Raw genomic sequence first — 2200 nt, forward strand, 5'->3', positions numbered from 1 at the left:
CATGGCGGGCTAGCGGGTTTTCAGCAGCCGGCCGGTTTCCAGCCGGTCAGTGAGCAGGTGGTAGTAATAAACACCCGGGGGCAGGCCCGTAACGTCCAACGCCAGCTCCTGCTCGCCGGCCTCCTGCGGGTGAGCCGTCTGGCGCAGGCATACCCTGCCGGTGGCGTCGAGCAGGCAAAGCTGCACGGCCTGGGCCTGAACGACCTGATAGTACAGGCGCACATGGCCCTGCTGCACGGGGTTAGGTAGCAGATAGGCCGGCTGCCGGGTTCCATTGGCGGGGCCGGCCACCAGGTAGTCGGTAGTGAAGTTGCGGAAATAGCCCGTTACCGGAGCCGAGGTGCCGCATGCGTTGGTCAGGTACAGCGTAAGCCGGTATGTTTGGTCGAAGTTGGCCGGATCGGCGAAGTAGCCCGTTGGCCCGCACCGTTTTACCAGGCCATTGAGCCCGATGCTGGATAAAGAGGGCGTGGTCGATACGTCCACTGTGGCGTCACACACCAGCGTATAGACCTGGGTAGCCGGGGTTAGTCGCTCTATTCGGGCGCGGTAGGCCGTGTACACGCCCGTGCTGAAACTGATATCAATACCCAGCCCATACGAGCCTACCAGCGCGGGTGCGGTGGCGGAGTTGCCGGGGGCTACTTTAAGGCCGGTGCCATCGTTGAACTTAAAGGAGGCCGAAGCCGTGGTGAGGGCACTGACTTGCAGCAGGCCCACTTGCTGCAGCGTTTTACCGCAGGCGTCACGAGCTTCTACCTTTACCTGAAAGTAGCCGCTGCGCGTAGCCAGGTAGTTGTTATCAATAGTTCGCAAATCGGAGGGTAAAGTAGATACCCAGCCCGTGCTGTAGGCGTAAGTGCTGGTGGTAGTGCCATCGGGGAGGGCGCTGGTAAGTGTTAGCTGCACCTGGGCGGTATTGGTGGTAGCCGAACTCAGGGGCATGGCCTTGCAATTGTACACGTTGGTAGGCGTGGTGGCGTTCAGCGTGAAGCCCGCTACCCTAATGGGGGCCAGTGTGGGGGCCGGCAGGCCGAAAAAGTAGCCGTAGTTCTCCCCGTCAATCTGGTCAGGGAGGGTATACTGGATGAAGGCATTTTGGCTATTCCCCAGTACCGTAGTCAATGGAGAGGTAGCCACTGCGTTCGTATTGGGGTTGATAGTAACTAAGCGGCCACTGGTATTTACTCCGTAAATCAGGCCATCAGCACCCAGCTCCAGCTGGGTGCTGCCCAAACCCGCCGTGCTGCTGACCAGCGTAAACTGCGCGGGGCTGACGGCCAGGTTCAGCACGTAGAGGTTGCGGGCCAGCGGGCTGCTGGCATAGGTGGTGCAGTACAGCTTTTTGCTATCTGGGGAAAACTCCAGGCCGTAGGGCTTGCCCGCCCCGGCCGGCAGTGAATAGGTGACCGGCATCTGGGTTACACCGCCATCAAGCTCATTTAAACTTTGCGTCATGACGTTAGCACTGTTGGTGGATGGCCAGGCCAAGGTCTTCTTGTCCGGAGAGATGTCCGCTTCGGTTGGGGAGGAAGTTAGCGCCGTCGTACCCGTGGTTCCCAGTGTGATACCGCTGCTACCAATCTGGTAGCGGGCTACGTTGTTCCTAACCGAATACAGGTACCGATAACCATCGGACATCACTCGGGAAACGGCTAGTCCCGAGCAGTTGCCCGCAATGGGCTCCTGGAGCAGGGTGTTATTGCGCCGGATAACGGGGGCCGCGCCGGAACAGTCTATTTCCGCGTAGAGCAGGGCGTGCGTGGAGATTTCGTATTGGGTATAGACCAGATAGAACCGGCGACAAACACCCGGTACGGGCACTACGGCCATTTCCGGGCCCCAGCCCCCGTAAACCAGCAGAAAGCCGTTGCTGTTCTGGCGGGTAGGGCTGGTGAATAAGGGAATGGTACCCACCGCTACCCCATTCTTATCCAGAATGGTGGTGCCATTGCCGCTGCCCGTGCCCATAGCGGCCGAAAACAGCAGCTGATTGTTCTCATCAAACGCCGCCGCCGCCGTAGTGTTGGTGCCCGTTACGCCGGGCAGAACACTGGCCGTAGGAGGTGAGGTGACGAAATTGATGCGGGTGGGGGATAGCACCCAGTTCTTCATCTGAGAAGATTGGGCTACTGCCGGAGCCGGGAGGAGCAAGGCCACCCCGAGGGCGCGGCAGGCAAGCCGTAAAAGCGGTTTCATA

The 2200-nt window shown here is 59.9% G+C and carries 1 protein-coding gene; it reads right to left on the reverse strand.

The genetic code is table 11. From position 1 onward, the window contains the following. Positions 1-9: 9 nt before the first annotated feature. On the reverse strand, positions 10-2200 hold a 2191-nt coding region (locus tag FY528_RS21100), incomplete at its 5' end, for an NHL repeat-containing protein (RefSeq protein ID WP_222931855.1).

The organism is Hymenobacter lutimineralis (assembly GCF_008271285.1).
Taxonomy (GTDB): Bacteria; Bacteroidota; Bacteroidia; order Cytophagales; family Hymenobacteraceae; genus Hymenobacter; species Hymenobacter lutimineralis.